23 protein-coding genes and 1 pseudogene are annotated in these 26981 nt (G+C 63.6%); 8 read left to right on the top strand and 16 right to left on the bottom strand.

Annotation, left to right across the window (positions count from 1 at the left end; translation table 11 throughout):
* Positions 1–82: 82 nt before the first annotated feature.
* The 3 genes from pssA to ACZIRK_RS24585 form a co-directional block, all read right to left on the bottom strand.
* The gene (gene pssA, locus ACZIRK_RS24595) at positions 83–964 is read right to left on the bottom strand and encodes a CDP-diacylglycerol--serine O-phosphatidyltransferase (protein ID WP_130226346.1); all 882 of its coding nucleotides are present in this window, start codon (positions 962–964) and stop codon (positions 83–85) included.
* A gap of 77 nt (positions 965–1041) precedes the next feature.
* Positions 1042–1740: a phosphatidylserine decarboxylase gene (locus ACZIRK_RS24590; protein ID WP_028166510.1), complete on the bottom strand. Its 699-nt coding sequence runs from the start codon at positions 1738–1740 to the stop codon at positions 1042–1044.
* 142 nt (positions 1741–1882) lie between these two features.
* Positions 1883–3856, bottom strand: a complete 1974-nt coding sequence (locus ACZIRK_RS24585) for an ABCB family ABC transporter ATP-binding protein/permease (protein WP_130226347.1) — start codon at positions 3854–3856, stop codon at positions 1883–1885.
* A gap of 230 nt (positions 3857–4086) precedes the next feature.
* On the opposite strand from ACZIRK_RS24585, the gene ACZIRK_RS24580 reads away from it, so the two are divergent.
* The gene (locus tag ACZIRK_RS24580) at positions 4087–4692 is read left to right on the top strand and encodes an LOG family protein (protein ID WP_028166512.1); all 606 of its coding nucleotides are present in this window, start codon (positions 4087–4089) and stop codon (positions 4690–4692) included.
* 86 nt (positions 4693–4778) lie between these two features.
* Here ACZIRK_RS24580 and ACZIRK_RS24575 read toward each other — a convergent pair whose 3' ends face one another.
* The 4 genes from ACZIRK_RS24575 to cysS all read right to left on the bottom strand — a co-directional run bounded on the left by ACZIRK_RS24575 (position 4779) and on the right by cysS (position 8810).
* Positions 4779–5156: a VOC family protein gene (locus tag ACZIRK_RS24575; protein ID WP_028166513.1), complete on the bottom strand. Its 378-nt coding sequence runs from the start codon at positions 5154–5156 to the stop codon at positions 4779–4781.
* 134 nt (positions 5157–5290) lie between these two features.
* Positions 5291–6889, bottom strand: a complete 1599-nt coding sequence (gene cimA / locus ACZIRK_RS24570; RefSeq protein WP_130226348.1) for a citramalate synthase — start codon at positions 6887–6889, stop codon at positions 5291–5293.
* Positions 6886–7398, bottom strand: coding sequence for a GNAT family N-acetyltransferase (locus tag ACZIRK_RS24565; RefSeq protein ID WP_130226349.1), 513 nt, complete (start codon positions 7396–7398; stop codon positions 6886–6888). Before ACZIRK_RS24565 ends, cimA begins: the two co-directional genes overlap by 4 nt.
* A complete protein-coding gene (gene cysS, locus ACZIRK_RS24560) occupies positions 7398–8810 on the bottom strand; it encodes a cysteine--tRNA ligase (protein ID WP_130226350.1) in 1413 nt (470 codons plus the stop codon). The genes ACZIRK_RS24565 and cysS overlap by 1 nt, the downstream gene beginning before the upstream one ends.
* A gap of 290 nt (positions 8811–9100) precedes the next feature.
* Between cysS and ACZIRK_RS24555 the strand changes: the two are divergent.
* Both ACZIRK_RS24555 and ACZIRK_RS24550 read left to right on the top strand, forming a co-directional pair.
* Positions 9101–9407, top strand: a pseudogene (locus ACZIRK_RS24555) (hypothetical protein).
* 199 nt (positions 9408–9606) lie between these two features.
* Complete coding sequence (locus ACZIRK_RS24550) at positions 9607–10740, top strand: DUF2865 domain-containing protein (protein WP_463328240.1); 1134 nt, start codon at positions 9607–9609, stop codon at positions 10738–10740.
* Here ACZIRK_RS24550 and ACZIRK_RS24545 read toward each other — a convergent pair whose 3' ends face one another.
* The 3 genes from ACZIRK_RS24545 to ACZIRK_RS24535 are packed head-to-tail and all read right to left on the bottom strand — an operon-like array spanning position 10741 to position 14283.
* Positions 10741–12492, bottom strand: a complete 1752-nt coding sequence (locus tag ACZIRK_RS24545; RefSeq protein ID WP_463328239.1) for an NAD+ synthase — start codon at positions 12490–12492, stop codon at positions 10741–10743.
* Between the two features lie 45 nt (positions 12493–12537).
* Positions 12538–12891 (bottom strand): diacylglycerol kinase, encoded by a 354-nt coding sequence (locus ACZIRK_RS24540; protein ID WP_463328238.1) that lies wholly within the window; start codon positions 12889–12891, stop codon positions 12538–12540.
* Positions 12892–12894: 3 nt separating this feature from the next.
* Positions 12895–14283 (bottom strand): class II 3-deoxy-7-phosphoheptulonate synthase, encoded by a 1389-nt coding sequence (locus tag ACZIRK_RS24535; protein ID WP_130226354.1) that lies wholly within the window; start codon positions 14281–14283, stop codon positions 12895–12897.
* Positions 14284–14454: 171 nt separating this feature from the next.
* Between ACZIRK_RS24535 and ACZIRK_RS24530 the strand changes: the two genes are divergently transcribed.
* On the top strand, positions 14455–15360 hold the full coding sequence (locus ACZIRK_RS24530; protein WP_130226355.1) for an alpha/beta hydrolase family protein: 906 nt from the start codon (positions 14455–14457) through the stop codon (positions 15358–15360).
* Positions 15361–16084: 724 nt separating this feature from the next.
* On the opposite strand, the gene ACZIRK_RS24525 is transcribed toward ACZIRK_RS24530, so the two are convergent.
* The gene (locus ACZIRK_RS24525) at positions 16085–16513 is read right to left on the bottom strand and encodes a hypothetical protein (protein WP_130228064.1); all 429 of its coding nucleotides are present in this window, start codon (positions 16511–16513) and stop codon (positions 16085–16087) included.
* 478 nt (positions 16514–16991) lie between these two features.
* Here ACZIRK_RS24525 and ACZIRK_RS24520 point away from each other — a divergent pair, with 478 nt between their 5' ends.
* Positions 16992–17750: a Crp/Fnr family transcriptional regulator gene (locus ACZIRK_RS24520; RefSeq protein WP_165435392.1), complete on the top strand. Its 759-nt coding sequence runs from the start codon at positions 16992–16994 to the stop codon at positions 17748–17750.
* Positions 17751–18508: 758 nt separating this feature from the next.
* A complete protein-coding gene (locus ACZIRK_RS24515) occupies positions 18509–20467 on the top strand; it encodes a hybrid sensor histidine kinase/response regulator (RefSeq protein WP_130228066.1) in 1959 nt (652 codons plus the stop codon).
* A gap of 437 nt (positions 20468–20904) precedes the next feature.
* Here ACZIRK_RS24515 and ACZIRK_RS24510 read toward each other — a convergent pair whose 3' ends face one another.
* The 5 genes from ACZIRK_RS24510 to ACZIRK_RS24490 all read right to left on the bottom strand — a co-directional run bounded on the left by ACZIRK_RS24510 (position 20905) and on the right by ACZIRK_RS24490 (position 25405).
* Positions 20905–21309, bottom strand: coding sequence for a four-helix bundle copper-binding protein (locus ACZIRK_RS24510; protein ID WP_028166525.1), 405 nt, complete (start codon positions 21307–21309; stop codon positions 20905–20907).
* Positions 21310–21659: 350 nt separating this feature from the next.
* Positions 21660–23045, bottom strand: coding sequence for a glutathione-disulfide reductase (gor, locus tag ACZIRK_RS24505; RefSeq protein WP_130228067.1), 1386 nt, complete (start codon positions 23043–23045; stop codon positions 21660–21662).
* 26 nt (positions 23046–23071) lie between these two features.
* Positions 23072–23614: a DUF2059 domain-containing protein gene (locus ACZIRK_RS24500; protein WP_130228068.1), complete on the bottom strand. Its 543-nt coding sequence runs from the start codon at positions 23612–23614 to the stop codon at positions 23072–23074.
* Between the two features lie 25 nt (positions 23615–23639).
* The gene (gene rpiA / locus ACZIRK_RS24495; RefSeq protein ID WP_130228082.1) at positions 23640–24332 is read right to left on the bottom strand and encodes a ribose-5-phosphate isomerase RpiA; all 693 of its coding nucleotides are present in this window, start codon (positions 24330–24332) and stop codon (positions 23640–23642) included.
* A 245-nt stretch (positions 24333–24577) separates the two neighbouring features.
* Complete coding sequence (locus tag ACZIRK_RS24490; protein WP_130228069.1) at positions 24578–25405, bottom strand: SDR family NAD(P)-dependent oxidoreductase; 828 nt, start codon at positions 25403–25405, stop codon at positions 24578–24580.
* 141 nt (positions 25406–25546) lie between these two features.
* Here ACZIRK_RS24490 and gph point away from each other — a divergent pair, with 141 nt between their 5' ends.
* Together gph and ACZIRK_RS24480 are read left to right on the top strand one after the other, a co-directional pair.
* Positions 25547–26233 carry a phosphoglycolate phosphatase gene (gene gph, locus ACZIRK_RS24485; RefSeq protein ID WP_130228070.1) on the top strand — a complete coding sequence of 229 codons (687 nt, stop codon included), beginning with the start codon at positions 25547–25549 and terminating at the stop codon, positions 26231–26233.
* A 151-nt stretch (positions 26234–26384) separates the two neighbouring features.
* Positions 26385–26858 carry a hypothetical protein gene (locus tag ACZIRK_RS24480; RefSeq protein ID WP_130228071.1) on the top strand — a complete coding sequence of 158 codons (474 nt, stop codon included), beginning with the start codon at positions 26385–26387 and terminating at the stop codon, positions 26856–26858.
* Positions 26859–26981 lie beyond the last annotated feature (123 nt).

The raw sequence follows: 26981 nt of genomic DNA, 5'->3' as shown, positions 1-26981 counted from the left end.
TCGAACCATGAGGCCCCGTCTGTGGCCTCATCCTTCGAGACGCTTGCTACGCAAGCTCCTCAGGATGAGGGTCGAGCATTATTCAATTAAGACGGGCCGGACGGTCGTCGTGGTCGGCGTCAGCGACACCCGGATAGCTCGGCGACGGAGTTGCCGACGTCGGGGCTCCGGCCGGCACAGCGGCCTGCGCCTCCGCGGCGCGCGCGTGGTCGCGATAGGTTTTCCAGCCCCATGGCAGGCTGATCAGATAGAGCACCGAGCCCGCGGAGAGGATGTGCCAGGGATAGCTGACCAATAGCGCGATGAAGAACACCACCGACACGAACACCGGCAGCAGCATTTCCGGCGGCACCCGCATGCGCATTGTCTTGCCGGAAAACACCGGCAGGCGCGACACCATCAGGAACGCGATCAGGAGCGTGTAGAAGGCCGTCAGCATCGTCGGCGGCGTAGTGATGCCCAGGAAGCCCAAATAGACCGGCAGCAACACCGTGATGGCGCCAGCTGGCGCCGGCACGCCGGTGAAATAATTCGCCGCGAATGCCGGCTTGTTTGGATCGTCGATCGAGGCGTTGAAGCGGGCGAGCCGCAGCCCGCCGCTGATCGCGAACACCATGGCCGCAATCCAGCCGCCATTGCCCAATTCGTGCAGTTGCCAGAAATAGAGGATCAGACCAGGCGCCACGCCGAAATTGACGAAATCCGCGAGGCTGTCGAGCTCGGCGCCGAATTTCGACTGGCCCTTGATCAGGCGCGCGATGCGCCCGTCGATGCCGTCAAGCGCTGCAGCGAACACGATCGCCGCGACCGCGAGCTCCATCCGCCCTTCGGTCGACAGGCGGATCGCGGTCAGGCCGGCACAGATCGCGAGCAGCGTGATGACATTGGGCACCAGCAACCGGACCGGAATCTGGCGAAACCGCCGGCGGCGCAGTTCCGGGTATTTGGAATCGATCGGCATCATGGCTCGCGATTATATAGCAAGCGCCGGCGCCCTCCGCCATTGCAGCGGCAAGGCGCCGCAACTGGCGGTGCCGATGGTTAATCGGCCCGGTACGTCCACCCCGGCTCGGGGGTGCGGAAATCGGCCAGAACGGTCTCGCCCGCGATCGCCGTCTGGCCCTCGGATACCAGCGGCTTGGTGCCTTCGGGCAGGTAGACATCGAGCCGCGAGCCGAACCGGATCAGGCCGAACCGTTCGCCGGCGCCGATCGACTGGCCTTCGCGCACGAAGGAGACGATGCGCCGCGCCACCAGGCCTGCGATCTGGACCACGCCGATGCGGCCGTTGGGCGTCGAGATCACGAGCGAGTTGCGCTCATTGTCCTCGCTGGCCTTGTCGAGCTCCGCATTGATGAAGACGCCCGGCCGGTAGGCGATCCGGTCGATCCGCCCCGCAACCGGACTGCGGTTCACGTGACAGTTGAACACGCTCATGAAGATCGAGACCCGCGTCAGCGGCCGGTCGCCTAGCCCCAGTTCGGCTGGCGGCAGGGCTTGGGTGATCATCGAGACGCGCCCGTCGGCGGGCGCCACCACCAGCCCGTCCCGCACTGGCGTCACCCGCACCGGATCGCGGAAGAACAGCGCGCACCAGACCGTCAGCACGGTCCCGATCCAGCCCAGCGGCGTCCAGATCCAGAACAGGATCAGGCTCGCCAGCGCGAAGCCGCCGATGAACGGATAGCCCTCAGGATGAATGGGCGGAATCTGCGCGCGGATGGAATTGGCGATCGACATCGAATCTCACTCGGTTTTCCGGTCCTAGAGCATGATCCGGAAAAGTGGAAACCGGTTTTCCGAAAAGATCATGCTCAAACAAAGAGATGAGAGCATGATCCGATTCCGTCTAATCGGATCAGGCTCGCGACGGAGATGGAGCCTATTCGGCAGCCGTCGGCAAGGGCTTCTCGACGGGATCAGGCTCGGGTTCGTCGACCGGCGGCGGCTCGCGGTTCGGCGCCTCGCTTCCGTCGTCGACCATCGCCAGCTTCTCCCGCGCCTCCTCGGCCTCGCGCTGCCGGTTCCACATACTGGCATAAAGCCCGCCCTGCGCCAAAAGCCGGGGGTGGGTTCCGCGCTCGGCGATGCGGCCCTGGTCGATGACGATGATCTCGTCGGCGCCGACGATGGTCGAGAGCCGGTGCGCGATTACCAGCGAGGTGCGGTTGCGCGAGACCCGCTCGAGCGCAGCCTGGATCTCATGCTCGGTGTGGCTATCGAGCGCGGACGTCGCCTCGTCCAGCACCAGGATCGGCGGCGCTTTCAGCACCGTGCGGGCGATCGCCACCCGCTGCTTCTCGCCGCCCGACAGCTTCAGGCCGCGCTCGCCGACCTGGGTCTCGTAGCCCTTCGGCGACATCCGGATGAACGTATCGATCTGCGCGAGCTTCGCCGCCTCTTCCACCTCGGCATCGTCGGCATCCCAGCGGCCATAGCGGATGTTGTAGCGGATGGTGTCGTTGAACAGCACGGTGTCCTGCGGCACCATGCCGATCGAGGCCCGGAGCGAATTTTGCGTGACGTTGCGGATGTCCTGGCCGTCGATCAGGATGCTGCCGCTGGAGACGTCGTAGAGGCGGAACAACAGCCGCGAGATCGTGGACTTGCCGGCGCCCGAGGGGCCGACGATCGCGACCGTCTTGCCGGCCGGCACCTCGAAGGAGAGGCCTTTCAGGATCGGGCGATCAGGCTCGTAGGCGAACCGCACATCCTCGAACCGCACGCTGCCCGCCGTCACCACCAGCGGCTTGGCATCGGCTGCGTCCTTGATCTCCGCCTTGCGCGCAAGCACGCCGAACATCTTCTCGATGTCGATGATCGCCTGCTTGATCTCGCGATAGACCATGCCCATGAAATTGAGCGGTTGGTAGAGCTGGATCATCATGGCGTTGAGCAGCACGAAATCGCCCACCGTGTTGCTGCCATTGCGGATGCCGATCGCGCACAGCAGCATGATCGCCGTCAGGCCGGCGGTGAAGATGATCGCCTGGCCGGTGTTGAGGATCGCCAGCGACGTATAGGTCTTGATGCTGGCGTGCTCATAGCGCTCCATCGAGCGGTCGTAGCGCTCGGCCTCGCGCGCCTCGGCGCCGAAATATTTCACGGTCTCGTAGTTGAGGAGCGAGTCGATCGCCTTGGTGTTCGCTTCGGTGTCGGAGTCGTTCATCTTGCGGCGGATCTCGATCCGCCATTCGGTCGCGACATAGGTGTAGTACATGAACGCCGCGACAGTGATCACGACGACGCCGACATAGCGCCAATCGAACTGCCAAAGCAGCACGGCCGTCAATAGCGCAACCTCGACCACCGTCGGGATCAACTGCAGGATCACCATCCGCACGATGGTCTCGATGCCGGTGCGGCCGCGTTCGAGGATGCGCGTCAGTCCGCCGGTCTTGCGTTCCAGGTGAAAGCGCAGCGACAATTCGTGCATGTGCACGAAGGTGAGATAGGCAAGCCGCCGCACCGCATGCATGGCGACGCGAGCAAAGATGCCGTCGCGCCATTGCGTCAGCACCGCCATCAGGACACGCACCGCGCCGTACCCAGCCGTCAACAGGAGCGGCGAAGCGATCAGCCACATCGTCCAGTTCGACGATTGCACCGGCGCGCTGGGCGTGCCGTTCAGCGCGTCGATCGCCCATTTGAAGGTGAAGGGCACCGACAGCGTCGCGAGCTTGGCGACGAGCAGAAGCACCATCGACCACGCTACGCGCATCTTCAGATCAGTGCGGTCGCCAGGCCAGATATAGGGCCACAGATGCGCGAGCGTACCGACCAGGGTAGCCTTCTCGGCTCTGTTTGCGTCGGCAGATGACATATCGTTCAGGCGCAGTTGGGGTTGGGACGACATTAAGCCATCGCCGACGTCAGGACGGCGCGCCGGTTCGCTGTCACGTGATTTGCATGGATCCGCATTGTGCCCGTCATATAGGGGATTTTGACCTCGCGGAAACCCTCATGGAGTGGATCTTTCACGATTTTCAGCGATTTACGCCACTTTTACGCCACGACACGTGAAATGCCGGGCTTGACGTTTTTTTCGTTGCAGTGCCACATGAGCGGATGAACCAAATCAGACCTATGAACCAGATCAAAACCGTCTGCGTCTATTGTGGCTCCGGCCCCGGCACCAGCCCCAGCTTTGTCGAAGCAGCCAACGCGCTCGGAAGGATCTTTGCCGAGAGTGATATCCGCCTCGTCTATGGCGGCGGCTCGATCGGACTGATGGGCGCGGTCGCGACCTCCACGCTCGACCATGGCGGCAAGGTCACCGGCATCATCCCGGATTTTCTCCGCGCCCGCGAGAACGCGCTCACCCGCGTCCAGGAGATGATCGTCACACCCGACATGCACGAGCGCAAGCGGCTGATGTTCGAGCGCTCGGATGCCTTCGTGGCGCTGCCCGGCGGCATCGGCACGCTGGAAGAGCTGGTCGAGCAGCTCACTTGGCAGCAGCTCGGCCGGCACACCAAGCCGGTGCTGCTCGCCAATATCGACGGCTTCTGGGAGCCGCTGCTCGCGCTGCTCGATCATATGCGCTCGACGGCCTTCATCCGCCCGACGCTGCCGCTCGAGGTGCTGACGGCCGACCGCGTCGAGGACATCGTGCCGCGCCTGCGCGCCGCTGCCGCGCGCGCGCCCGAGGCCGGCAAGGAACTCGCGCCGGACGTGGCGCGGCGACTGTAAGAGCATGATCCGGAAAAGTGGAAACCGGTTTTCCCTCGCGACAAACGCGAAGCGTTTGCGCGGAGATCATGCTCCAACGAAGAGGTTCACTCGCTCGGAAACGTCACCGCCTCGATGCGGTTGCCGTCGGGATCGGTGACGAACGCCGCGTAGTATCTGACACGGTCGTGCGGGCGCAGCCCAGGCGCGCCGTCGGAACGGCCGCCGGCACTCAGGGCCGCGGCATGGAAGGCATCGACCTCGGCGGTTGATTTCGCCCGCAGGCAGATGTGACTGCCCGTATCAGACGCGACCGGCTTCATCCCGGCGCGCAGGTTGATCCAGAATTCGGGATAGCTCTTGCCGAACCCGATCGTGGCCGGACGCGTGACCAGGCGCGAGAGGCCAAGCGGTGCGAACGTTGCTTCATAGAAGCGCGCGGAACGTTCGAGATCGCTGACACCGACAGAGAGATGGTCGATCATGCGTTACCCTCACCCCAGGTTCACCGTCATGCGAGGAGCGAAGCGACGAAGCAATCCATGCTTCCACGCGTGGAGAGATGGATTGCTTCGCTGCGCTCGCAATGACGGTGTTTGCCGATGCGTCGCCGCGCCCCTCACCCCGTCGCGCCTGACTTCACCAGTTTGTAGAATACCGAATCCATCAACGCCTGGAACGAAGCATCGATGATGTTCGGCGACACGCCGACCGTGGTCCAGCTTTCGCCGGTCTCGTCTTCACTCTCGATCAACACGCGCGTCACTGCCTCGGTGCCTCCATTGAGGATACGCACGCGGTAATCGATCAGCTTCAATCCCTCGATATATTTCTGATACTTGCCGAGGTCCTTGCGCAAGGCGACGTCGAGCGCGTTGACGGGGCCGTTGCCTTCGGCGGCCGAGATCAGCCGCTCGCCGGCGACGTTGACCTTCACTACCGCGAGCGCGACCGTGACGCGCTGGCCGAGCGCATTGTCGCGCTGCTCGACATTGACGTCGAACTGCTCGACCTTGAAATATTCCGGCACCTTTCCGAGCGTACGGCGCGCCAGCAGCTCGAACGAGGCGTTGGCGGATTCATAGGCGAAGCCCGCGGCCTCGCGCTCCTTCAGCTCGGCGACGAGCCGCGTCAGCTTCGGATCGTTCTTCTCGTAGGGAATGCCGGCCCGGTCGAGCTCGGCGATGACGTTGGAGCGTCCGGCCTGGTCCGACACCAGCACCTTGCGGTGATTGCCGACGGATTCCGGCGGCACGTGCTCGTAGGTCTGAGGGTCCTTCAGCACGGCGGACGCATGGATGCCGGTCTTGGTGACGAAGGCGCTTTCGCCGACATAAGCCGCGTGCCGGTTGGGCGCGCGGTTGAGCATGTCGTCGAGCGTGCGCGACACCTTCATCAGCGTCGTCATCTTCTCTGGCGTAACGCCGATCTCAAGCTTCTCGGAGAACTCCTTCTTCAGCCTGAGCGTCGGGATCAGCGAGCAGAGATTGGCGTTGCCGCAGCGCTCCCCTAACCCGTTCAGCGTGCCCTGGATCTGGCGCACGCCGGCGCGCACCGCCGCAAGCGAGTTCGCCACCGCCTGCTCGGTATCGTTATGGGCGTGGATGCCGAGATGGCTGCCGGGGATGTGGCGCACGACGTCGCCGACGATGGTTTCGATCTCATGTGGCATGGTGCCGCCATTGGTGTCGCACAACACCACCCAGCGCGCGCCGGCCTCATAGGCGGCCTTGGCGCACGCCAGCGCGAACTCGGCATTCTCCTTGTAGCCGTCGAAGAAATGCTCGCAATCGACCATCACCTCGCGCCCGGCAGCCGTCGCCGCGGCGACGCTGTCACGGATCGAAGCGAGGTTCTCCTCGTTCGTGGTCTCCAGCGCGACGCGCACCTGATAGGCGCTCGATTTCGCGACGAAGCAGATCGCGTCCGCCTTCGCCTCCAGGATCGTCGCCAACCCGGGATCGTTGGACGCCGAGCGGCCTGGACGCCGCGTCATGCCGAAGGCGGTGAAGCGTGCATGGTCGAATTTCGGCTTTGCCGAGAAGAATTCGGTGTCGGTCGGGTTGGCGCCGGGATAACCGCCCTCGACATAGTCGATGCCGAGTTCGTCCAGCATTTGCGCAATCACCTGCTTGTCCTGCAAGGTGAAATCGACGCCATTGGTCTGCGCGCCGTCGCGCAGGGTGGTGTCGAAGAGATAGAGACGTTCGCGGCTCACGGCGTACCTCCCGCGGCAGTGCCATTCGCCAGCGTCTTCTGCATCGTGGTGTTGGCGAGCCACTCGCCCTCAATACTCACGCTGTTGCGCTGCTTGGCGACGTAGCCGCGCTTGCGGAAGAAATCGAGCGCGTTGTCGCTGGCATCGACCGAAAGCGTCTTGGTGCCGCGCGCGCCGGCGAGCTTTTCCAGCGCGTCGCACAGCATCGCGCCGACGCCCTGCCCGGCCACGCTCGGATGCACGTAGAGCATGTCGATCTGGTTGTTGTTCTTCAGCGAAGCAAAGCCGACCGGCGAATTCTGGATGGTTGCGATCAGCGTCAACTCCCCGGCGAGCTTCTTGCCGAAGGCCACCTCGTCATCAGCCACGGCTGCCCAGGCTTCCTGCTGCGTCTCGCCGTAGTCGTCGCCGGTCAGTTCCTGGATCGCGGCCACGAAGATCGCCGCCAGCATCGGCGTATCCGCCGGCAGGAACGGTCGCAGTCCGGGTTGTGGGAGTGCCTGTGCCATCATGCCAACTCCCATGTGGTCACGGGTTTGCCGTCGGCCCCCTTGCCGTCTTTCAGCACGACGCCCTTGGCCGCAAGCTCGTCGCGGATGCGATCGGACTCCTTGAAATCCTTCCGCGCACGTGCGGCCGCACGATCCAAGATCAGGCCTTCAACCCATTTCGGATCGATGCCACTCGCCTGCTGCTTGCGGCCCTTCCATTCCGCGGCACTCTGGCCGAGGAAGCCCAGGAAGCGGAGCGATGCCGCAAAAGTGCCGCGCGCCTCTCCATCGCTCACAGCCGCATTCCGCAATCCGTGCAGCGCCGTGATCGTCTGCGCCGTGTTGAGATCGTCGGACAATGCCTCGACCACGCCCTCAGCCGGCCGATCGCCCACGGCATCTGCTGCCACGGCGTACCAGTCGTCGAGCGTCCTGGCGCTTTCTTCCAATCCCTTCAGCGTCCAGTCGATCGGCGAGCGATAGTGCGTCTTGAGCATGTTCAGGCGCAGCACTTCGCCCGGCCAATCCGCCAGCAACTCCCTGATCGTGACGAAGTTGCCGAGCGACTTCGACATCTTCTCGCCTTCGACCTGCAGGAAGCCGTTGTGCATCCAGGTGTTCGCCATACGCGCTTCGTGGAAGGCGCAGCAGCTTTGCGCGAGCTCGTTCTCATGATGCGGGAACACGAGGTCGATGCCGCCGCCATGGATGTCGAACTGCTCGCCGAGATGCTTCCAGGCCATCGCCGAGCATTCGATATGCCAGCCCGGACGTCCCGGCGCTGCGATGCCTGACGGCGACGGCCACGACGGCTCGCCGGGCTTGGACGGCTTCCACAGCACGAAATCGGTGTTGTCGCGCTTGTAGGGGGCAACATCGACGCGGGCGCCCGCGATCATCTCGTCCAGCGAGCGGTTGGCGAGCGCGCCGTAACGCGGCAGCACGCCGTTGGCGGCGTTCATCGCCTGCGGCGAGAACAGCACGTGGTCTTCGGCGACATAGGCAAAACCATCTGTGACCAGCTTCTCGATCAGCACCCGCATCTCCGCGATGTGCTCGGTCGCGCGCGGCTCGACGGTGGGGCGCAACGCGCCGAGCGCGTCGACGTCCTCGTGAAACTGGCGCTCCGTCTGCTCGGTGACCTTGCGGATCGCCTCGTTCAGCGGCAGGCCGGGATAATCCCGCGCAGCGCGGTCGTTGATCTTGTCGTCGACGTCGGTGACGTTCCGGACATATTTGACGCGGTTCTCGCCATAGACGTGCCGCAGCAAGCGGAACAGCACGTCGAAGACGATCACCGGGCGCGCGTTGCCGATATGGGCGAAGTCATAGACCGTCGGCCCGCAGACATACATGCGCACATTGTTGGGATCGAGCGGCACGAAGGGCCGCTTTTCCCGGGTCAACGTATCGTACAGACGCAATTGCATGGAATACCCGTCCCTTGTGGCCGGGGCGTCACGTGATCTCGATGTGAGAAAAGACGGCCTCAGCCAGCGAATCGCTAGCTAATAATCTCGCGGCAAATGCTGCAGATGGCGAGGTGGCCGTTCATGGTTCCACCATGGCGCCATCCGGGGGACGGCGTCAAGGGCTGTTTGCGCCCGTTCTGAAGGCGATTCCGCCCCTTCCGATGATTCCAAACGCACCATGGTTAATCATTATTAACGTATTGGGCGTAATCGGATAGGCACTGGTTCCCTTCCCCACTCGGTGCTCCATGCGATTTCGATCGGCATTCCTTGCCTGCACATTCATTTTAGCCACCTCCGCCGCACTGGCCGACAGCCGCGTCTTCATCATCGCCAACCATGATGACGGCTATGGTGTCGACGAATGCCTCGCGCGGGGCGACAAGTGCGGGGCGCACGCCGCCCGCTCCTATTGCCAGTCACGAGATTTTGCCCCAGGCCACCGCCTATCGCCGCGTCGATCCTGACGAAATTACCGGCGCCGTTCCGAAGGCCGCGGGAAACTGCAGCGGCGCCGCCTGCGGCGAATATATCGCCATCACCTGCCAGCGCTGATCCGGCCAAGGGGCACCAATGGCCGGTATTCTCACGGGGTTTTGCCACATCGGGGCCCCGGAAACGACGTGACGCTGCCCCGAGAAACGGCTATTGCAGGCGGCCTTGGCCGCGCCTTCGGGCTCGCCCGCCGCGCGGCGTCATTCTGTGACTGGACATGCCCAATCGCCTGAACTCTTGCTTCTCCCGCTGGATTTTGATGTGCGCCCTTCTGGTCGGCACTGCCCTGCCGGCCACTGATGCCTTGGCGCAGACGCCTGACGATGCTTACGCGCAGATGTCTCAGGACGCGCCGCCGGGCGCGCCGTCCAATCCGATCTGCATCCGGCTCGAGGGTCAGCTTGCGAGCATCGACCGCGGAGGCGGCAGCGGCGATTCGATCAGGGACGAGCAGATCCGCCGCTACCAGGAAGCCGCCTCGAGACAGCAGGCAGAGCTCGACCGTGTGATCGCGCAGGGGCGGCGCATGGGCTGCGATGGCTCCGGCTTCTTCTCGCTGTTCAACAACGGCCCGGCGCAATGCGGTCCGATCAACACCCAGATCCAGCAGATGCGCAGCAATCTCGATCAAATCATGATGACCCTGGAGCGGATGCGCAGCGGCGGGCTCGGCGGCGGCGACCGCGAGAACCAGCGCCGCTCGGTGTTGACTGCGCTCGCGCAGAACAATTGCGGCCCGCAATATGCCAATGCCGTGCGGGGGCCTGGCAATTTCCTCGACAATCTCTTTGGCAATCGTAACGATGATAACGTGACCATTGCGCCGCCGACCAGCGACCTCGCCCCGCAATCCGGCACCTACCGTACGGTCTGCGTGCGAAGCTGTGACGGCGCCTATTTCCCGATCTCGTTTGCGACGGTGCAGGGACGCTTCGCCGACGACGAGAAGACCTGCAAGGCGCAGTGCCCGGCGGCGGAAGCAACCCTGTTCGCCTATCGCAATCCCGGCGAGGACATCAACCAGGCGGTCTCGGTCAATGGCCAGCCCTATACGTCGCTGCCGAACGCGTTCAAGTTCCGCACCGAGTTCAACCCGTCCTGCTCCTGCAAGCCGGCAGGGCAGACCTGGGCGGAGGCGCTGAAATCGGTCGACGACAAGGCCGCCGTCGAGCAGCAGGGCGACATCATCGTCACCGAGGAGAGCGCGCGGAAGATGCAGCAACGCGCGCAACAGCAGTCCACCAAGCAAGCCCCGGCCGGGAAGAAGGGCGCGACATCAGCGAATGCCAGCCCGGCGCCCGACGCACCGGCGGCGCCGGTCGACCAGACCCCGCCGGGAGATCGGCCGATCCGCACCGTTGGCCCGACTTTCCTCCCGAAGAAACAACAATAATCAGCCCTCGAACGCCTCCACCGAAGCGCGGGTACCGCGCGTCACGAGCTTCTCGTCCGGCTGCGGCAACGCCTCGCCGCGATCGCGGAAGCGGTTGGTGATGGGATAGCGGCGGTCGCGGCCGAAATTCTTTGGTGTGACCTTGACGCCGGGCGCGGCCTGCCGGCGCTTGTATTCGGCGATGGAAAGCAGCCGGTCGATACGCGCGACCAGTTCGCGATCGAAGCCTGCGGCGACGATCGACGCGAGCGGCTCCTCGCGCTCGACCAGGCGTTCCAGGATCGCATCGAGCACGTCGTAAGGCGGCAGCGAGTCCTGATCGGTCTGGTTCTCGCGCAGTTCGGCCGTCGGCGGCCGCGTGATGATCGAGGGCGGGATCACCTCGCCCGACGGGCCGAGCGCGCCGTCCGGCTTCCAGGTGTTGCGCAGGGCGGAAAGCCGGAACACCTCGGTCTTGTAGATGTCCTTGATCGGGTTGAAGCCGCCATTCATGTCGCCGTAGAGCGTGGCATAGCCGACCGACATCTCCGACTTGTTGCCGGTAGTCACCACCATCGCGCCGGTTTTGTTGGAGAGCGCCATCAACAAGGTGCCGCGGGTCCGCGCCTGCAAATTCTCCTCGGTGATGTCGCGCGGCAGGCCCTTGAACGGCTCGGCAAGGATCTTCTCGAACCCGCTCACGGCGTCCGCGATCGGCAGCACCTCGTAGCGGATGCCGAGCATCCTGGTCAGGCTTGCCGCATCATCCAGCGACACCTGCGCGGTGTAGCGGAACGGCAGCATCACGCCGAGGACCTGCTCAGTACCGAGCGCGTCCACCGCAATCGCCGCGCAGAGCGCCGAATCGATGCCGCCGGAGACGCCGAGTAGCACCCCCGGAAAGCCGTTCTTGCGGACATAGTCGCGCAAACCGAGCACGCAGGCCGCATAGTCCGCCTTGTCGCCCTCGAGCAGTGGCATGATCGGTCCGTTGCAGCGCCAGCCCGCCTCGCTCCTGGTCCAGCGCAGCGTCGTGATGCTCTCCTCGAAGGCCGGAAGCTGCGCCGCCACCGACAGATCAGCGTTGAGCGCGAACGAGGCGCCGTCGAACACCAATTCGTCCTGCCCGCCCACCTCGTTCAGATAGATCAAGGGCAAGCCGCTTTCGGTGACGCGGGCGACCGCGATCGAAAGCCGGAGATCGTTCTTGTCGCGCGCATAGGGCGAGCCGTTCGGCACGACCAGAATCTCCGCGCCGGTCTCGGCGAGACATTCGACGACGTTCTCATAATCCTCGGACTCTTCGAGCCAGATGTCCTCGCAAATGGGCACGCCGACCCGGACACCCTTCACGGTGACCGGCCCCGGCGCCGGTCCGCGTGCGAATAGCCGCTTCTCGTCGAACACGCCGTAGTTCGGCAAGTTGGCCTTGAAGCGCAGCGCTGCGATGCGGCCGCCGTCGAGCAGCGCGCAGGCGTTATAGAGCTTGCCGTCCTCGACCCAGGGCGTCCCGATCAGGACCGCCGGACCGCCATCAGCCGTCTCGCGCGCCAGTTCCTCGACTGCGGCACGGCAGGCGGCCTGGAACGCCGGCTTCAGGATCAGGTCCTCCGGCGGATAGCCGGCGATGAACAGCTCCGACAGCACCATGAGATCGGCGCCGGCGGCCTTCGCCGTCTGCCGCGCGGCGCTCGCCTTCGCGGCGTTGCCGGCGACGTCGCCGACAGTCGGATTGAGTTGCGCGAGTGTAACAATGAACTCAGGTTCGCTCATGGGATCAATGGTGCCTTGCACCCCTGTAAACTGCAATCGTCTGCGTTAGATCATGCCCATGCGCTCGGCGAGGGCGAACAGCCAGAACAGCCCGGCCATCACCAGCGTCACGCCGACCGCGGCCGAGCCCATGTCCTTGACCCGACCGATCTGCGGATCATGGTCCGTGGTCAGACGGTCGGCGAGCTTCTCGATCGCGGTGTTGACCAGCTCGATCACGAGCACCAGCACCACCGATGCAACGAGCTCGACGGAGCGCATCACGGTGGCGCCGATCAGCCACGCCGCCGGCACCGACAACAACAGCGCCACCACCTCCTCGCGAACCGCCTGCTCGGAACGGATCGCAAAGCCAAGGCCGTTCCACGAATTGATGGTGGCCCGCCAGAACCGCAGCAAGTGTTAGAGCCCCGCTACTGCCGGCATCGGTTTGACCTTGCTCGCCCGCTCCTGTTTCAGGAGCTCTGCGATCAGGAAGGCCATATCGATCGACTGTTCGGCGTTGAGACGGGGATCGCAGACCGTGTGGTAGCGGTCGTTGAGATCCTCGTCCGTGATCGCGCGCGCGCCGCCGATGCATTCGGTGACATCCTGCCCGGTCATCTCCAGGTGAACGCCGCCGGCGTAGGTGCCTTCGGCCTGGTGGATGGCGAAGAACGACTTCACTTCCGACAGCACCCGGTCGAACGGACGGGTCTTGTAGCCTGATGTCGAGGTGATGGTGTTGCCGTGCATGGGATCGCAGGACCACACCACCGTGCGCCCTTCCCGCTGCACCGCCCGGATCAGCGCCGGCAGATGCTCGGCAACCTTGTCGGCGCCGAAGCGGGCGATCAACGTCAGCCGGCCGGGCTCGTTGTCAGGGTTCAGCACGTCGATCAGCTTCAACAACTCATCGGCCTTCAGCGACGGGCCGCATTTCAGGCCGATCGGATTCTTGATGCCGCGGAAATATTCGACATGGCCGTTCTCGAGCTGGCGGGTGCGGTCGCCGATCCAGATCATGTGGCCCGAGGTCGCGTACCAGTCGCCGGTCGTGGAATCGACCCGCGTCAGCGCCTGCTCATAGCCGAGCAGCAGGGCCTCGTGGCTGGTATAGAAATCGGTCGATCGCAGTTCCGGATGGCTCTCGAGGTCTAGGCCGCAGGCACGCATGAAGTTCAGCGCTTCCGAGATGCGGTCGGCGAGTTCCTTGTAGCGGCGTGACTGCGGCGAGTCCTTCAGGAAGCCGAGCATCCACTGGTGCACGCTCCCAAGATTGGCGAAGCCGCCGGTGGCGAACGCCCGCAGCAAATTGAGGGTCGCCGCCGACTGCCGATAGGCCATCAACTGGCGCTGCGGGTCGGGCGTGCGCGCCTCCTTCGTGAAGGCAATGTCGTTGATGATGTCGCCGCGATAGCTCGGCAGTTCGACGTCGCCTGCCTTCTCGGTCGGCGAGGAGCGCGGCTTGGCGAATTGTCCGGCGATGCGGCCAACCTTCACCACTGGCAGCGCGCCGGCATAGGTCAGGACTACCGCCATCTGCAGCAGCACACGGAAGAAGTCGCGGATGTTGTTGGCGCCGTGCTCGGCAAAACTCTCCGCGCAGTCGCCGCCCTGCAAGAGGAAAGCCTCGCCGGCAGCGACACGCGCCAGCGCCTTCTTCAGGTTGCGGGCTTCGCCCGCGAACACCAGCGGCGGAAAGGTCGCAAGCTGCGCCTCCACGTCGGCCAGTACCTTGGCATCCGGATAGTCCGGCATCTGCAAGACCGTCTTGGCGCGCCAACTGTCGGGTGTCCAGCGCTCGGACATGGGCGTTAACTCCTGAGCAAAAACCGCTACTTATCCGGGAAAGCGAAGCTATATATACAGGCTGTCGAAGGACCGCCAGCCGGAATTCCATCTGTCCGCTCAAGCTCTTGCAACAACAGTCGAATTCGCATTTGTTAGAGCAAAACGTCAACGCTTAAGGAAAATCCGTAAGTGGCTGAGGCTGCGCTCGACGACGTCTTCGCCGACGACATCATTGTACCCGCCATCGACGGCTACCCTCTCGGAGCGACGCTGTTCCTGCCCCGCGGCGCCAAGCGGCAAGCGGTCCTGATCAATTCGGCGACCGCCGTGCCGCGCAAGGTCTACAAGGGCTTTGCCGCCTATCTCGCCAAGCGCGGCTCCGTCGTCCTCACCTACGATTATCGCGGCACCGGCGATTCCGGGCCGAAGTCCGTGAGCGGAGACAAGCAGCCGAAATCGCTGGTCGGCTTCAAGGCTTCGATGTCGGACTGGGCCGCACTCGACGTCACCGCCGCCGTGAGATGGATGCGCGAGCGCAACCGGGCGCTGCCGCTCGCTTATATCGGCCATTCCTTCGGTGGCCAGGCGCTGGGACTGATCCCGAACAACATCGAGGTGTCGCGCGCGCTCCTGGTCGCCTCGCAGGCCGCGACCTGGCGATTGATGGCCTCGCCCGAACGCTATCGGGTCTTTGCCGCCATGAACTACGTCCTCCTGCCGTTGACCCGCATGCTCGGCTACACACCGGGCTGGGCGGGGCTCGGCATGGATTTGCCAAAGGGGGTGTTCGAGCAATGGACGAATTGGGTGAACAGCCCGCGCTATCTGTTCGATGATGCCGCGCTCACCGCGGTGTCGAATTTCGCAAAGTTCGAGGGCCCCCTGCGCGCGCTCTGCATCAGCGACGATCCCTGGGCGACGCGGCCCGCGGTCGAATTGCTGTGCTCGGGATTTGGCGCCGCCAAACCGGAGATCATCGCGATCACGCCTGATGATGCCGGCGTTGCGAAGATCGGCCATTTCGGTTTCTTCCGTCCCGAGCACCGCGACACGCTCTGGCGCGGTGCCGCGGAATGGCTCGAGGCAAGCGAGTGAGGTCAGGCCGTAGGATGGGTGGAGCGCAGCGAAGCAATCCATTTTCTCCGCAAGTGGCGCGATGGATTGCTTCGCTGCGCTCGCAACGACGGGGATGGGCTCTGATTCAACTTTCAAACAGCGTGAGGATGTGCGTTCGCGCTCTCGCGGCATGAAGTGCCCGAGCTTTGCGTCTCGTTTCACCCTCTCATCGAACAGAGGGCGCAGGGAAAGCCGGGTGCCGGTTGCACCCATGGGTCCCGTGCAACAAAAAGTACGGGGGTAGGACCACAGGTTCAACCGAAGCATTCCGGCTTTCCCTGCGCGATGGTTTACGGCTTACTTCGTGCTCTCCTTGGTGACCGGGCTTTCTTGCCACCATCACTCACAGATCATCTCTGCGAACTTAGCGCCAGCGTCGGGGCGCCAGGACCACACGACTTCACCGTCCGTGATGCGCGTGCTCGTCAGTCACACCCATCTCGTCCACCGCATCTCACTACAACGTTCGTGACGATCGCGAGCCGCCCCTCATCCGCCGTGAGACGCGCCGAGTTAAATCACTGATTTGCCCGACGGGTTAAGCGGTTTATTTTTCGTGCGAGGGCTGGACGAGGCAAATCCTGTTGGAATCGCTTGCATAATTCGTCTCACCGCGCACGCGACGCTGGAAGCGGCGACAAATCTGAAAGCGGGCGGCAACCGCCTTGGCGCGCTGCCGTCCGCAAATCGATCAATGTCGTCACTACCGATATCCATAGGGATACTGACCCGGGCAGACCCAATTGCCGTAGGTGTCATAGGAGCAGTTGTTGTAGCCGCTGCCGTAGTAGCCGTAGGCCCCGGCTGCGGCGGCTCCGACCGCTGCCGCACCCAGACCATAGGCCGCTCCTGTCCACGCCCCACGATAAGCCGCATTGCCATAAACCCCTCGGGCAACCGGCCGCCCCGCTATTGGCCGATACCCGTATCCACGTCCGGCGACCCCGTATCCGCCGACGCGCCCGGCATGAACAGCCCCGCCCCGGAACTGAGCGCCGCGCATGCCGCCGCCATGAAATCCACCGGCACGGAGCCCTCCACCTCCACCACGGCGGGCAAAAGCGTCATCTGGAACCAAACTGGCAGCGACAAGAATGGCTGCCGCGAAGCCGATGAGACCGTAACGAGCCATGGGCATCCTCCCGATTGTGGAGTGCCGTCGATCCGATAGCTCCAGCAGAGATGCCCGCGCCAAAGGGGGACCAGCACCATCAACAGTTTTCGTTGCGAGCCTGCATTTCGTTTGACTTAGATCAAAGCCTTCCACGAGTTCACCGCCCCATCCGCCGAGCTTGATCCAGATCAAAACGCCCCGAGGTTCTTACGAAATCGTTCATCGTGGAGGGCTAGCGCGATTTTGGATTTAGGCGCATAATTTTAGCGTTGCTGGTGGCGATTATTCGCGGGCGTCGGTAACCGAGAGATCGGTTGTGCTCCCGCCGGCTGCGGACGCTAAGGCGCTTCGCGAAGAGGCTGCCAAGCTACCACCACTGCGTTTCAAGCAGGACACCTTAGCGAAATGAAAGACCATCAGGCGCGGCACCGCAGCCTGGCCCCCGAAATTCTCTGCAGAGAGCCGCACGTCCGTCGAGGGAAGGAGCTTTCCCGTGATGGAGCACCCTACCAGGGTTGGTAATCGACTGTTAGCTGCACTGCCGCCGGCAGATTTTAATTTGCTCGCTCCCTACCTCCGAAACGTATCGCTTGAACGCGACGAGGTTCTGATACGATCAACGGAGCGAATTGAGCAGATCTATTTCCCATGCAGCGCGACGATTTCGTTCATGCTGGACATGCCCAACGGACAAACGGTGGCAACCGCTGTCATCGGGAATGAGGCAGCCGCGGGGCTGTTGTCGGCGCTGGGCCCCACCCGCTCTGAGGCGACCGCGATCGTGCTCGTCGCTGGGACATCGTTGCAGATTTCTCCTGCAAGATTTCATGCGGCCTTCAGCCACAGTGGCGCGATCAGGGATTTGGTTTGGGCCCACACCGGGGTCCTGATGACGCAATTCCAGTACGTGGGCGCCTGCAATGCGCTGCACTCGGTCGACGCCCGCTTGGCGCGGTGGCTGCTCCACATCCACGATAGAATTCATGGTGACATCCTGCCGGTGACGCAGGAGGAACTTTCGACGTTGCTCGGCGTGCGGCGAACGACCGTGACGCAGGTCGTGCACAAGCTTCGGGTGTCGCGCGCCATCCGGTCCAATCGGCGGGGTCTGATTGAGATTGACAGACCGCGGCTCGAAGCAGCGGCATGCGATTGCTACAAGGCTATGTGCCGTAGAATCGATCGCATTATGTCGCCGCCGGAAAGGAGGCCTCACAGTCACGCCGCGCCGGGTGCACAAATTCCACGAGAGTGAGATCGCATTTTGCCCAAGTCCGGCATTGAGTCCATTTCGCCGTTCACGCTTGTGGCCTAATGGATTCTCTGATGTGCAAGAGCACATCATAGCTCGTCCTTCGCTTTAATGGTGGCTGGACCGTCGCTTCGATTGACCGCGCTTCTTCTTCGCGAGCAAGCGCTTCAACTTGGCTCGCAGGCGAAGAAGCTCTTCGTACTGGGCGCGCAGATCGTTTCTGATCCAGGGCGCTGATGGCGGCTCATTGCGGCGGTTGCGGTTTGGCATACCGCAACCTAGTGCCAAGATTTCCCGACCGCAGCACAATACCGGAATTAAGCTTGATGCTGCGGATTCAGGTTAATTCCGGAACCAGATTTCCTCGCTTTCCATCCGCGCCAACGCAAGCCGGATTTCCAAACAAACTGGAAAAGGCTGCGGCCGCAACGATCCATCGCAGCCCGCGGCTGCAGGAATAAAAATCCCCAGCTCCGAATGAGCTGGGGACCGGAGGCCTGCCGGACTCACAAGGGGTGTCAATAGTCCGGCACGTCATGCTCACAGCCGCCGCCGACTCGCGCCACAACCTATGTCTATGCGGCCGTCGTTAGGGGTGTGCCGGACCGGTCGATCATCACTGCCTATCGGTCACGGTAAGCCGTTTGGCCGATAGCGGAACTAGCTAGAGCTACTGCTATTATTGTCAGCAACACCGCCAATCGTGCAGCGCAGAACCTGCACGGCCCCAATGCCTCGACACGCGAGCAGCCTTCCCAAGCATGGAACACCCCGTAAACCAGATAGCGGACGCTGAACGCCTTCAACTCCTCATCGACGCCATTGTCGACTACGCCATCTACATGGTCGAGCCGGATGGCACGATCGCGAGCTGGAATTCCGGCGCCGCGCGCCTGAAGGGCTACCGCGCCGATGAAATCATCGGAAAATCGTTCTCGATGTTCTACCCACCCGAGGATCGCGACGCTGGGCTGCCAGAACGGGCGCTCGCCACTGCCCGCGAGAAAGGACGGTTCACCGCCGAAGGCTGGCGGGTGCGCAAGGACGGCAGCCGGTTCTGGGCAATGGTCGTGCTCGATGCCATCAAGGATGAACAAGGAAGGCTGCTTGGCTTCGCCAAGCTGACCCGCGACATCACCGAGCGGCAGGACGCCCACCAGAGGTTTCTGGAGAGCGAGCAGCGCTATCGGCAGTTGATCGAAGCGGTCGTCGATTATGCGATCTTCCAGCTCGATGCTGCCGGCAACATTGTTACCTGGAACCCCGGTGCGCAGCGGATCAAGGGCTACGAGCCGGACGAGATCATCGGCCAGCATTTCTCACGCTTCTACAGCGAAGAGGATCGCGCCCTCGAGATTCCGAAAAAGGCGCTGGAGCAGGCCGCGCGCCAAGGCCGGTTCGAGGCCGAGGGCTGGCGAATCCGCAAGGATGGCTCGAAGTTCTGGGCCTCCGTGGTGATCGACAGGATCACCGACGAGAACGGCGAATTGATCGGATTTGCCAAGGTCACGCGGGACATCAGCGAGCGCAAGGAGGCCCAGGATAAGCTGGCGGAAATTCAAAACCAGCTGGTCGCCTCGCAGAAGCTCGAAGCGGTCGGACAGCTCAGCGGCGGCATCGCGCACGATTTCAACAACCTCTTGATGATCGTGATCGGCAATCTCGAAACCGCCGAACGCCATCTCAAGCAGGTTCCGGCCAACAGCAGCATCCAACGCGCGCTCGCTCACGCCAAGCGCGGCGCCCAACGTGCGGCCGCGCTGACCAGCAGGCTGCTCGCTTTCTCGCGCCGCCAGGCGCTTGACCCCAGGTCGATCAACCCCAACAACTTCCTGGCCGGCCTGCAGGACTTCCTGCAGCGGACCCTTGGTGAGCGGATCGAAGTGCAGACCGTCGGCAGCGCCGGCCTCTGGCAGGTGGAGGTCGATCCCAACCACCTGGAATCGGCGCTCGTCAACCTCGCGATCAACGCGCGCGATGCCATGCCGGAGGGCGGCAAGCTCACGATCGAAGCGGTGAACGTCGCCGCCGACGAGGAATATTGCTCACGCAATCCCGAGCTGACGCCGGGCCAGTATGTGGTCGTATGCGTCACCGACAACGGCGTGGGCATGAACCAGGACGTGCTGCATCATGCCTTCGAGCCCTTCTTCACGACAAAGGAAGCCGGCCACGGCACGGGCCTCGGTCTCAGCCAGGTCTACGGGTTCGTCAAGCAGTCGGGCGGACACGTCAAGATCTACAGCGAGGTGGGACAGGGAACGACCATCAAGATGTATTTCCCGCGCCACCATGGCGCGGTCATGGAAGCGGAAGAGATCAGCGAGCCTTTCGCCGAAGGCGACAAGGTTGAGACAATCCTTGTTGTTGAGGACGACGAAGATCTCCGCGCCTATGTAGGTGAGCTGCTGCGCGACCTGAACTATCGCGTGCTCACCGCTCCAAGCGCGCAAGCGGCGCTCACGCTGCTGCTGCAGGATCAGCCGCACATCAATCTCATGCTGACGGACGTGGTGATGCCCGGCATGAACGGCAGGGAACTGGGCAAACGAGCGATCCAAATCCGGCCGGAACTCAAAATCCTTTATATGACCGGCTATTCGCGCAACGCCATTGTGCACCAAGGCCGGCTGGATCAAGGGGTCGATCTCCTGGAAAAGCCCGTATCGCAAGCAAAGCTTGCTTTGCGCGTCCGCGAGATACTCGACCGCCCCGGTTAGCCGGATACGGACAGGCCCTCGGATGGCGGCCGGCGGGAGCCCCGCAGCGCCGCCGATGCTCCTGGCAGGTGAGATTTCTCCCCGCTATGGGCGCAAGGTGGCCTTTCGCGTAACGTGGTGAGGCTGACGGACAGTCGAGCGCTTCGCGCGTGAAGCGGCCACCGCGCACGACGAATCCTCCCAGATCAATTCGGTGCAGCGACCACACTCGAATATCCGAATACGCTCTCTTTTCTCCATGTCCCAAACTGTCTCCACGTGCGTCAGCGGCAGATGACAGTTTGGACAGCTCCATATGATGGACAGGGCGAGCATGTGCTCCTCGCCGCTCTGCTCGAAACCAAAACTCCTGTTCTCATAAGCCAAGAGCGGCCGCTTCGTTCCGGCGGCAAGGCGCGGAATAGCCGCGTCGACAGATGGCTGTCGGGTCAGTTCCGTCAATGCGCCATGCTGCGTCCGGCCTCGTCACAGGCCTGCATGCAGCGGCGGCAGGCGTCGGCGCAGATGCGGCAATGCTCGTGCTCGCCTGCGTGCTTCTGGCATTCGTCGGCGCAGAGCCGGCAGGCAGCGGCGCAAGTGTGCAGCATGCGGCGGATCATTTCGTCGTCCCAGCCGGTCTGACGGGTGGCCATCCTGCCGGTGATATTGCAGACGTCTGCGCAGTCGAGATTGAGGCGGATGCATTGCGTCAGCGACTTGACCATGTCCTCGGCGAGGCAGGCGTCGGCGCAAGACGTGCAGATCTGGGCGCAGGAATAGCATTCCTCGATGCAGCGGACGAGCAGGCCATCGCCCTGGCCATGGGCCCGTGGGTGCCGGCTGATCATTTCCTGGACTTGCATGGAACTCTCCGCAGGTTTTGAGGGGCTTCCTCGTTCGCCTAATCGCCGAACTCCGGAAAGGTTCTTTTGAGCGCTCGCTGGCGCGGAGGCGCCGCCGCGGAAGCAAAATGCGTTGCATGGGCATTCAAGTTTCCGGCGTCATGGCCGGATCGCCCCCGCTGCGCACCGTGTTCGCAGGGCTGTGGGCGGTGCGCAGCCTTGTGCAGTGAGACGGGAGCGTTGCCCCTCCGCCCTCGTCATTCCGGGATGCGTGCGCAGCACGCAGGCCCGGAATCCATCGGACCGCGGACGCGAATGGCAAGACGGATTCCGGGCTCGCGCTTCGCGCGCCCCGGAATGACGAGCGGGGGCTACTCCGCGGCCTGCCTGACGTACCGCGCGCTTGGCGTGCGCATGGTCACGAGTTCTTCGGCGGCGGTGGGGTGTAGCGCGATGGTCGCGTCGAAGTCGGCCTTGGTCGCTTTCATCTTCACCGCGATCGCGAGCACCTGGATGGTCTCGGCGGCGCAATCGCCGACGATGTGACAGCCGAGCACGCGGTCGCTTACGCCGTCGACCACGAGTTTCATCAGCACGCGGGTGTCGCGGCCTGACATCGTCGCCTTGATGGGGCGGAAACTGGTCTTGTAGACGTCGACATGGCTGAACTGCGCGCGCGCCTCGGCCTCCGTCAGACCCACGGTGCCGACCTCCGGCTGCGAGAACACCGCGGTCGGAATGCTGGCGTGGTCGACCTGGACCGGGCGCTTGCCGAACACGGTGTCGGCGAAGGCGTGGCCCTCGCGGATCGCGACCGGCGTCAGGTTGTGGCGATGGGTGACGTCGCCGATGGCGTAGATGTTCGGCACCGAGCTTTTCGACCAGGCATCGACCGCGATGCCGCCATTGTCCGGATTGATGGCGACGCCCGCCTTCTCCAGGCCGAGATTGGCGACGTTCGGATGCCGGCCGATCGCGAACATCACCTTCTCGGAGGCGAGGCTCGAGCCGTTGGACAGATGCGTGGTGAATTCCTTGCCGTGACGATCGACCTTGGTAACGGTGCAGCCGGTCAGGATGGTGATGCCGCGCTTCTCCATCTCGGCGCGCACATGCTCTCGGACGTCCTCGTCGAAGCCGCGCAGGATGTTGTCGCCGCGGTAGATCACGGTGACGTCCGAGCCGAAGCCGGCGAAGATGCCGGCGAATTCCAGCGCGATGTAGCCGCCGCCCTGAATCACGATGCGCCGCGGCAACTCGGGCAAGTGAAACGCCTCGTTGGACGAGATCACGTGCTCGATACCGGGAATCACGGGCCCATGGTTGGGCGCGCCGCCGGTCGCGATCAGCACGTACTTGGCCTTGACCGTCTCGCCGGTCGCAAGACGCAGCGTGTGCGCGTCCTCGAAGATGGCCCGCGTCTTGACGATATGCGCGCCGGATTTTTCGACATTGGTGGTATAGGCCGCCTCCAGCCGCGCAATTTCCTTGTCCTTGTTGGCGACGAGCGTCGGCCAGTCGAACGAGGCTTGCGGGATGGTCCAGCCGAAGCCGGCGGCATCCTCGATCTCCTGCTGGACGTGCGAGCCGATCACGAACAGCTTTTTCGGCACGCAGCCGCGGATCACGCAGGTACCGCCCATCCGGTACTCTTCGGCGACCATGACCTTGGCACCATGGCCGGCGGCGATACGGGCGGCGCGAACCCCGCCCGAACCGCCCCCGATGACGAACAGATCGACGTCGTATTCAGCCATGGCGCTCTATGTCCTACTTCAGAGAATTAGATCTCCTTGCCGCGCTTGCGCATCTCGGCCCGGAACTGGGCGTTCACAGTCTCGGCGAACTGCTGCGCCCACTGGTTCATATAGGACATCGAGAACTGGATTGCCCGGGGCTCGCTGGCGAGCAGCTTCTGGCCCAGCGGCGACTTGTAGAAGGTGACGAGGTCCTTCAGTTCCTGCTCGGTGAATTCGTTGGCATAGACCTTGGCCATGCCATCGCCGATCTCCTGCTCGCGGCCGGCCAGGTTCTTGGCGACGATGGTGGCGACCTCATTGAGGTCCTTCTGGTAGTTGAGGTTGGACTGCAGCAGGCTTTCCTTGGTCTGCAGCACGATGTTGGGAACGGCGTTGGCGTACATCGCGCTCGCGTTCTTCATCTTGAGGATTTCCTTGGCCGCGGCGATCGCCGCCGGCGAGCCTTCCTTCAGCGCGGGCGCCGCCGCGGGAGCCGGCGCCTTCTGCTGCGCGCTCACCGATACGGCGGTCAGGGCCACAGCCAATCCGAGGCCTGTGGCCGACAAAATCCGTACAAAGCTCGTCATTCTAATTCTCCCAGAATTTACGGCGTCAGCGCCGTTCAACAACGCGAATTCCCTGCGCGCCCGCCAGCACGACCGTGCCGGCGAGACCGATGAACAACCCGTGTTCGACAACGCCCGGGATCACGCTCAGCAGTCCCGCCAGGCGCGGCGCATCCCCTATCCGTCCCAGATGGGCGTCGACAATCCAGTGGCCGCCATCGGTGACAAAAACGTGGCCATCCTTGGCCGTCCGCAGCACCATCTGGCCGGCAACGCCGGCCTCCGCAAAGGCCTTGGCGATCGCCGCCTTGGTCGCCGCGAGGCCGAACGGGCTCACCTCGATCGGCAGCGGGAAACGGCCGAGCGGATCGACCCACTTGCTCTCATCGGCGATCACGACCATGCGATCGGATGCGGCCGCCACGATCTTCTCGCGGAGCAGCGCGCCACCGCCGCCCTTGATCAGGTTGAGCGCGGGATCGACCTCGTCGGCGCCGTCGACCGTGAGATCGAGATGGTTGATCTCGTCCAGTGTGGCGAGCGCAATGCCGCAGGCTTCCGCCTGCGCGCGGGTCGCCTCCGAGGTCGGCACGCCCACGACCTTCATGCCACCGCGCACCTTCTCGCCAAGCAGGTCGACGAAATGCTTGGCGGTCGACCCGGTGCCGAGCCCGAGCTTCATGCCGTCGCGCACCTCTTGCAGGGCGCGCGCGGCGGCCTGTCGTTTCAATCCGTCCATGTCCACGTGCGACGATTTCCCAGAACTTGTTCGCGGGACCAGTTGTCAAGGCTTGGGAGCGGCCCCATCCCCGCTCCGGCGGCGCATATCTAGCCGCCTTTTGCGCGCAGGGACAGCGCCAATAGCGCCTTATACGGCCGCGGAATGCAGTTTTAATATTCGATCAGAACCCGGCGCCAGCGTGCTGTTTTTCCACGCTTTCTTCCGGCGACGCAATGCTTCGTCCTCTACCGAAAGATTAACTTTCAGACCTCGTCCATCGCGGCCAGGATCGCGCCAAACCGAGTCTCGACCTCGGCCCGCATGCCGGGATGGGTAAATACATAGAGGCGATCCTCCCGTATGGCGGCAAGGACGCGTGCGGCGACGTCGGCCGGATCGATGCCGGCCTCAAGCTGCCGCGCGATCTCCGCGACCATGGCGGCCGCCGGGCTCTCAGGATCGAGTGCAGGCGTCGGACCGTAGCGCGGAGGGCGGTTGCGTCCGCTCTCGCCGATCCGGGTCCGCACGAAGCTCGGGCACAGCACGCTGACGCCGATGCCAAGCGGCTTGAGCCGCAGGGCCAGCCCCTCGGACATGCTGACGACCGCGAACTTCGTCGCCGAGTATGGGCTGAAGCCGAGGCCGCCGTTTATCCCCGCCATCGAGGCGGTGTTGACGATGTGCCCGCCCTCGCCGTGCTTGCGCATGTGCGGCAGGAAGCTTGCGATGCCATGCACGACGCCCATCAGGTTGACATCGATCACCCAGCGCCAGCTCTCGAGCGAGATCGCGTCAATGCCGCCGCCGGCGGCGACGCCGGCATTGTTGCAGAGAATGTGGACATTGCCGAAGGCATCGAACGCGGCACCGGCGGCGTCCTCGACGCTTGCGGGATCGGCGACATCGCAGAGCGTGCCTCTGACGCTCGAACCAAACTCAGCCAGACTTTTGACGGCGCGTTCGAGCGCGTCCGCCTCGATGTCGGCGAGCATCACCTTCATGCCGGCCTCCGCGAACGCACGACCAAGCGCAAGGCCGATGCCGCTGGCCCCGCCGGTGACAAAGGCTGTTCTGCCGGCAAGTTCACGCATGGAACGCCCTCCCTCGGATCTTTTGTTTGAGCATGATCTTTTCGGAAAACCGGTCTCCACTTTTCCGGATCATGCTCTATGCGCAGCGAAGTCCGCCCTCTTCTCTTGCATGACGGCGCCGGAAACGATAGCCAAAGGAGGATGAACTCTCCCGGCATTGTCGTTTTCGATCTCGACGGTACCCTCGTCGATACCGCGCCCGACCTGATCAGCGCGCTCAATTACGTGCTGGACCGCGAGGGCTTGGCCCCGATGCCGCTGCAATCGGCGCGGACCATGATCGGCGGCGGAGCACGCAGATTGATCGAGCGCGCGCTCGAGGTCGAGGGCCGCCAGATCAGCACGGACGACGTCAGCCGGCTGACCAAGGATTTCATCGACTATTACGCCGCCCATATCGCCAACGAATCGCGCCCGTTCGAAGGCCTGGAAAACGCCCTGGACGAACTCGCCGCGCAGGGGTTCCGCTTTGCGGTCTGCACCAACAAGCTCGAGTTCCTGTCAAAGCTCCTGCTCGATCAACTCGGCCTGAGCGGCCGGTTTGCTGCAATCTGCGGCGCGGACACCTTCGGAATCTCGAAACCGGATCCCGCGATCCTCCGGCAAACGGTGGCGCGGGCGGAGGGACAGCTATCCTCCGCAATCATGGTCGGCGATGGCGGGCCGGATGTCGGGGTCGCCCGACGGGCAGGTATCCCGGTGATCGGAGTCGAATTCGGCTATACCGAGATACCTATTGCCGAATTGAAGCCGGATCGGCTGATCGGCCATATGCGGGAGCTGCCGGCGGCCGTCGACAGCCTCGCCAGGGCTGTGAATATCTCTTAACCTACTGAGATAACGTTGCTTTTCTGCAACGCCAGGCATCCTTATTAACCATCGCTTAGCGAATTCGCCCTGCGCCGTTGCGCCGCAGTGCCCACCCTCCTATGGTCCGGCCGGGGATTGTGGCTCTCAGCCACAGTTAGGTGGATCAATCATGCGTCGTGTCATCGCGATTGCCGTCGCCGGGGCAAGCCTGGCGGGCTGTTCGTCTTTTTCTTGGGATTCGTTCAAGTCGGCGCCTGCGCCGGTCCAGGTTCAGCTCGAATCGACGCCTCCGGGCGCGGACGCGGTGACCTCGGTCGGACCGGGCTGCAAAACGCCCTGCACCGTCTCGGTGGCAGCGCCCGACAGTGGCTTCTCCGTCACCTTCAACCTGCCGAAGTATGAATCGGCCACGGTTCCGGTCACGGTGGTCCGCAACCCCGGCGACCTCACCACTGCGGCATCGACCGTCGTCGATCCAAACCCCGTGGTTGCGGAACTGAAGCCCACGGCTCCGCCGCCCAAGGCGCGCAAGCCGCGACCGAAGCGGCCGAAGCCGGCCGCCGCTGCGGCAGCCCCCGCAGCCGAGCCGGCCACCGCTGCCGGTACGCCTTTCCCGGATCCGAACGCGCCGGTGCAGCGCTAGGCTGTGTGGACTCTTGGGATTCTCAAATCAGACGGAACGTGATTCAAGGCTTTCTTTTAGGAGGAAGCCTTGGGGGTTCTGGATCGGCTCGTTCTGAACGACACGCAATGGGACCGTATCTCC

Source organism: Bradyrhizobium sp. Leo114 (assembly GCF_055229415.2).
This window is presented reverse-complemented; position numbering and strand designations above follow the sequence as displayed.

What these genes read in the sequence shown, in the direction of transcription:
- pssA (WP_130226346.1), bottom strand. Translation starts at nt 964, where the DNA reads ATGATGCCGATCGATTCCAAATACCCGGAACTGCGCCGCCGGCGGTTT.
- ACZIRK_RS24590 (WP_028166510.1), bottom strand. Translation starts at nt 1,740, where the DNA reads ATGTCGATCGCCAATTCCATCCGCGCGCAGATTCCGCCCATTCATCCT.
- ACZIRK_RS24585 (WP_130226347.1), bottom strand. Translation starts at nt 3,856, where the DNA reads ATGTCGTCCCAACCCCAACTGCGCCTGAACGATATGTCATCTGCCGAC.
- ACZIRK_RS24580 (WP_028166512.1), top strand. Translation starts at nt 4,087, where the DNA reads ATGAACCAGATCAAAACCGTCTGCGTCTATTGTGGCTCCGGCCCCGGC.
- ACZIRK_RS24575 (WP_028166513.1), bottom strand. Translation starts at nt 5,156, where the DNA reads ATGATCGACCATCTCTCTGTCGGTGTCAGCGATCTCGAACGTTCCGCG.
- ACZIRK_RS24565 (WP_130226349.1), bottom strand. Translation starts at nt 7,398, where the DNA reads ATGGCACAGGCACTCCCACAACCCGGACTGCGACCGTTCCTGCCGGCG.
- cysS (WP_130226350.1), bottom strand. Translation starts at nt 8,810, where the DNA reads ATGCAATTGCGTCTGTACGATACGTTGACCCGGGAAAAGCGGCCCTTC.
- ACZIRK_RS24550 (WP_463328240.1), top strand. Translation starts at nt 9,607, where the DNA reads ATGTGCGCCCTTCTGGTCGGCACTGCCCTGCCGGCCACTGATGCCTTG.
- ACZIRK_RS24545 (WP_463328239.1), bottom strand. Translation starts at nt 12,492, where the DNA reads ATGAGCGAACCTGAGTTCATTGTTACACTCGCGCAACTCAATCCGACT.
- ACZIRK_RS24535 (WP_130226354.1), bottom strand. Translation starts at nt 14,283, where the DNA reads ATGTCCGAGCGCTGGACACCCGACAGTTGGCGCGCCAAGACGGTCTTG.
- ACZIRK_RS24525 (WP_130228064.1), bottom strand. Translation starts at nt 16,513, where the DNA reads ATGGCTCGTTACGGTCTCATCGGCTTCGCGGCAGCCATTCTTGTCGCT.
- ACZIRK_RS24520 (WP_165435392.1), top strand. Translation starts at nt 16,992, where the DNA reads ATGGAGCACCCTACCAGGGTTGGTAATCGACTGTTAGCTGCACTGCCG.
- ACZIRK_RS24515 (WP_130228066.1), top strand. Translation starts at nt 18,509, where the DNA reads ATGGAACACCCCGTAAACCAGATAGCGGACGCTGAACGCCTTCAACTC.
- ACZIRK_RS24510 (WP_028166525.1), bottom strand. Translation starts at nt 21,309, where the DNA reads ATGCAAGTCCAGGAAATGATCAGCCGGCACCCACGGGCCCATGGCCAG.
- gor (WP_130228067.1), bottom strand. Translation starts at nt 23,045, where the DNA reads ATGGCTGAATACGACGTCGATCTGTTCGTCATCGGGGGCGGTTCGGGC.
- ACZIRK_RS24500 (WP_130228068.1), bottom strand. Translation starts at nt 23,614, where the DNA reads ATGACGAGCTTTGTACGGATTTTGTCGGCCACAGGCCTCGGATTGGCT.
- rpiA (WP_130228082.1), bottom strand. Translation starts at nt 24,332, where the DNA reads ATGGACGGATTGAAACGACAGGCCGCCGCGCGCGCCCTGCAAGAGGTG.
- ACZIRK_RS24490 (WP_130228069.1), bottom strand. Translation starts at nt 25,405, where the DNA reads ATGCGTGAACTTGCCGGCAGAACAGCCTTTGTCACCGGCGGGGCCAGC.
- gph (WP_130228070.1), top strand. Translation starts at nt 25,547, where the DNA reads ATGAACTCTCCCGGCATTGTCGTTTTCGATCTCGACGGTACCCTCGTC.
- ACZIRK_RS24480 (WP_130228071.1), top strand. Translation starts at nt 26,385, where the DNA reads ATGCGTCGTGTCATCGCGATTGCCGTCGCCGGGGCAAGCCTGGCGGGC.